The organism is Flavobacterium sp. (genome assembly GCF_044371705.1).
Taxonomy (GTDB): domain Bacteria; phylum Bacteroidota; class Bacteroidia; order Flavobacteriales; family Flavobacteriaceae; genus Flavobacterium.
The window spans coordinates 1-3,903 of the sequence record NZ_JBILTE010000223.1; the positions used below are offsets into that span (position 1 = coordinate 1).

The 3,903-nt window shown below is 33.0% G+C and carries 6 protein-coding genes and 1 pseudogene; 6 read left to right on the top strand and 1 reads right to left on the bottom strand.

The window, feature by feature from the left end; all coding sequences use genetic code 11:
* From ACIQ2S_RS11965 to ACIQ2S_RS11990, 6 genes and pseudogenes are all read left to right on the top strand, one after another.
* A partial coding sequence (locus ACIQ2S_RS11965; protein ID WP_396176297.1) for a (2Fe-2S) ferredoxin domain-containing protein occupies positions 1-290 on the top strand: 290 nt, incomplete at its 5' end.
* 30 nt (positions 291-320) lie between these two features.
* A complete protein-coding gene (locus tag ACIQ2S_RS11970) occupies positions 321-614 on the top strand; it encodes a nucleotidyltransferase family protein (protein ID WP_396176299.1) in 294 nt (97 codons plus the stop codon).
* Positions 604-948 (top strand): DUF86 domain-containing protein, encoded by a 345-nt coding sequence (locus ACIQ2S_RS11975; protein WP_396176301.1) that lies wholly within the window; start codon positions 604-606, stop codon positions 946-948. The genes ACIQ2S_RS11970 and ACIQ2S_RS11975 overlap by 11 nt, the downstream gene beginning before the upstream one ends.
* A gap of 78 nt (positions 949-1,026) precedes the next feature.
* Positions 1,027-1,260, top strand: a complete 234-nt coding sequence (locus tag ACIQ2S_RS11980; RefSeq protein ID WP_396176303.1) for a DUF433 domain-containing protein — start codon at positions 1,027-1,029, stop codon at positions 1,258-1,260.
* 126 nt (positions 1,261-1,386) lie between these two features.
* Positions 1,387-1,521: pseudogene (locus ACIQ2S_RS11985) on the top strand (DUF5615 family PIN-like protein); the annotation flags it as partial.
* A 135-nt stretch (positions 1,522-1,656) separates the two neighbouring features.
* A complete protein-coding gene (locus ACIQ2S_RS11990; RefSeq protein WP_396176305.1) occupies positions 1,657-3,120 on the top strand; it encodes an aminoacyl-histidine dipeptidase in 1,464 nt (487 codons plus the stop codon).
* A 107-nt stretch (positions 3,121-3,227) separates the two neighbouring features.
* Here the strand turns inward: ACIQ2S_RS11990 and ACIQ2S_RS11995 are convergent, their stop codons facing one another.
* Complete coding sequence (locus ACIQ2S_RS11995; protein ID WP_396176307.1) at positions 3,228-3,779, bottom strand: hypothetical protein; 552 nt, start codon at positions 3,777-3,779, stop codon at positions 3,228-3,230.
* Positions 3,780-3,903: the final 124 nt, after the last annotated feature.

The window sequence follows — 3,903 nt, forward strand, 5'->3', positions numbered from 1 at the left end:
TATTTTTACTTTTGTACCATCATTTTTCAATCATGGGAAAAGCAAAAAAGTCTGAAAAAGTAATTTATTTCTGCGACGGCAAAAAATGCTGTAAATATAACAAAGAAATCAAAGATTGTTTGAAAGATTTGGTCAAAGACAATGGTTTGAAAGAAACGGTTGCCTTTGAAAAAATGAAATGTCAAGGCATGTGTAAACAAGCTCCTGTTTTGTGTGTTCACAAAAATGAATGTGTAGGCAAAGTATCGACTAAGGATGCCAAAAAACTCTTCGAAAGGCATATCGCATAATTTCAATAGAAAAATAACTATCTTTGCTCTATGGGTTTAGAGCAATCAAAAATAGATAGAATTAAAAAGTATTTTAAAACCAAACCGGTTTTAAAGGCTTATCTTTTTGGCTCATATTCAAGAAATTCAAATGATACCAGCAGCGATGTTGATTTATTGGTTGACTTAGATTACACTGAAAAAATCGGTTTACAATTTGTTCAGATGAAAATAGATTTAGAGCAAATTTTGGGTTCAAAAGTAGATTTGGTTTCATCCAAATCACTATCCAAACATATTTTACCTCAAGTTGAAAAAGAAAAAAGTTTGATTTATGCGAGGTAGTTTAGGCGATTCGGCACGAATTAATCATATTCTTGATGCTATTTTTGAAATTGAAAACTATATTTTCGGTATTTCTTTTGAAGATTTTTCAACTAATTCAATGATGGTTTATGCCTGTATCAAACAATTAGAAATTGTTGGTGAAGCAGCAAATCACCGATCAGAATCAATTACTTCAAAATATCAAAATGTTGAATGGAAACAAATCATTGGGTTGCGAAACGTCTTAGTTCATGAATATTTTGGTGTGGATGTAAATGTAGTTTGGGATGTGATACATTATGATTTACCCCAGTTTAAAAGTTCTGTTCTAATTATTCAGGGAGAAATTTAAACTTCAAAAACTCTTCGAAAAGCATATCGCATAATCACTCCATTTTTTGTAACTTTGTAGTTCTAAAATTTAATTTCGATGGAATATATCGCAGATAGAATTACGATAGATGACAAGCTTTGCAATGGTAAACCAACCATTCGAGGATTGCGAATTACTGTGCAAACCATTTTAGAATTTTTAGGAGCAGGTGAAGCAAAAGAAGAAGTTTTAAAACAATATCCATCATTAGAAATGGAAGATATTGATGCTTGTCTAAAATTTGCCTCCACTTTAATGAACAGAAATTACACGATCAAAAAAGTAGCTTAAATGGTTAAATATTTGATTGATGTAAATCTTCCCTATTATTTTTCACTTTGGAATTCAGAACCGTTCATTCATCAAAAAGATATTAATGATCAATCATCAGGCGAAGAAATTTAGCAGTATGCTGAAAATAGCAATTTGACGATTATTACAAACGATGTCGATTTTTCTAATAAAATTCTATTACACGAACCACCTCCAAAAGTGATTCACATTCGTTTTGGAAATATGAAAATGAATGAATTTTATGCTACAATGAAATGAATAAGTTTTGGAATGATAGTTTAGAATTAAATCAAACCCATAAATTAGTGAATGTTTTTGTTGATAGAGTTGAGGGAATAAACTAAAAACCTCAGCAACTTAGTACCTCAGAACCTTAGAACCTTAAAGAAAAAAATGAACCAAGAAATCAGAACCCTCGAACCCAAAGCACTTTGGAATAAATTTGCCGACTTAAACGCTGTTCCTCGTCCGTCAAAAAAAGAAGAACGTGTGATTGCTTTTATGATGGATTTCGGAAAGCATTTAGGCTTGGAAACTATCAAAGACGAAGTAGGAAACGTCATCATCAGAAAACCGGCTACTGCAGGTTTAGATAACAGAAAAACCATCGTGATGCAATCGCATTTAGACATGGTTCATCAAAAAAATAACGATACCAATTTTGATTTTGATGCACAAGGAATCGAAATGTATGTAGATGGCGATTGGGTTCGTGCCAAAGGAACGACGCTTGGAGCCGACAACGGTTTGGGTGTTGCGACTATTATGGCTATTTTGGAAAGCAACGATATTCCGCATCCCGCCATTGAAGCACTTTTTACTATTGATGAAGAAACCGGAATGACGGGAGCCATGGGTTTAAAAGGCGGACTTTTAAATGGAGAAATCTTATTGAATTTAGATACAGAAGAAGACGATGAAATTGATATCGGTTGTGCCGGTGGCGTAGATGTTACCGCAACCAGAAGTTATAAGGAAGAAGAAACGCCTGAAAACTCGTTGGCATTTACAATTACCGTAAAAGGTTTGAAAGGCGGACATTCAGGGATGGATATTCACAAAGGTTTGGGCAATGCCAATAAAATTATGAACCGTTTATTATTTGATGGTTTTGAAAATTTTGGGTTGCAAATTGTTGAAATCAACGGCGGAAGTTTACGCAATGCTATTCCAAGAGAAAGTGTGGCTAAAGTGATTATTTCTGCCATTTTTGAAGGAGCTTTTCAATTGGATATGCAAGAAGTAATTGCTGCGATCAAATCCGAATTTAAAACGACGGAACCGAATTTAACCATTGAAATTACTGAAACCGAACTGCCTAAAAAAGTAATGGATTTAGGCGTTCAAGAAGGTTTGATTCGTGCGATTTATGCGGCTCATAACGGCGTGTATCGCATGAGTGCCGATATGGAAGATTTGGTGGAAACGTCCAATAATATTGCAAAAGTTACCGTAAAAGAAGGAACTATAACCGTGCAATGTTTGACACGGTCGTCGGTTGAAACATCCAAATTTGATTTGGCGAATGCCTTGCGTTCTGCTTTTGAATTGATGGGTTGCGAAGTAACTTTTGGCGGAAGTTACCCGGGTTGGACACCCAATGTGAACTCACCAATTTTAGATGTGTTGGTTTCGATTTATGAGAAACAAAATGGAGCAAAACCAAATGTAGTGGCTTGTCATGCCGGTTTGGAATGTGGCATATTAGGCACCAATTACCCCAATATGGACATGATTTCGTTTGGACCAACCATTCACGGAGCTCACTCCCCAGATGAAAGAGCCTCGATTTCATCGGCACAAAAATATTGGAAGTTTGTTTTGGAGATATTGGAGCATATTCCGGTGAAGAAGTAAGAATTTAAAGAGTAGAATATAGATGAAATCCTGATGAAAGTCGGGATTTTTTATACTTTAAAAATGGAGAGTAGCCTTTAATAGTTTTTTTACGTTTTGGCAACACCTTAGCTGAAGTTATTTAAGTAATTATATACTTTTGACATATGATTTATAAATCCTATTCCTGTAATAACTTCATAATCGGTAGCGTCTTGAAACTTAATTTTAATTTGAATTGTTAAACTATCAACATTTAAAAAGTATTTTGCTTTATATTTTTTTTGGTAATTAGTACCATAAATCCCATTATGAAAATCGATATCTCTATCAACATCAATTTCTTGTTCTAATAAATTTTCAGCATCTTCTTTACTTAATTCAATCGGACAATATTCATAACCTTTTGTGTTTCTTAAATCGTCAATACTTAATTCAATACTCGATGAATCTAAATTATTTTCAATTATTACCTTAGTATAATCTTCAAATTTTAAGACATTTTCAGAAGGCAGTTTTAAAAGGTTTAAAAATTTAGAAACATCTTCGATACAAAATATTGACTTTTCTCTATTAATATTTTTAAAAAAGTTACTTACTGAATCTAACTTGAGATTAAATTCAGAAGCTAATATATTTTTGTTTAAATCCCATTTTTGGTCAGAAGAATATTTTGTCAATTCTATTCCATTTTTGAAAAGATGAAAGCACCAATAATCATAATCGTGAACGCATATTGTTATGATTTTAGTTTGTAGTTCCAATGACAAATTAGAAGAAAATTCAAAAACTTATGTATAAAAT

Excerpts from the sequence above, each read along its gene's own strand:
- ACIQ2S_RS11990 (WP_396176305.1), top strand. The coding sequence starts at position 1,657 with ATGAACCAAGAAATCAGAACCCTCGAACCCAAAGCACTTTGGAATAAA.
- ACIQ2S_RS11970 (WP_396176299.1), top strand. The coding sequence starts at position 321 with ATGGGTTTAGAGCAATCAAAAATAGATAGAATTAAAAAGTATTTTAAA.
- ACIQ2S_RS11980 (WP_396176303.1), top strand. The coding sequence starts at position 1,027 with ATGGAATATATCGCAGATAGAATTACGATAGATGACAAGCTTTGCAAT.
- ACIQ2S_RS11975 (WP_396176301.1), top strand. The coding sequence starts at position 604 with ATGCGAGGTAGTTTAGGCGATTCGGCACGAATTAATCATATTCTTGAT.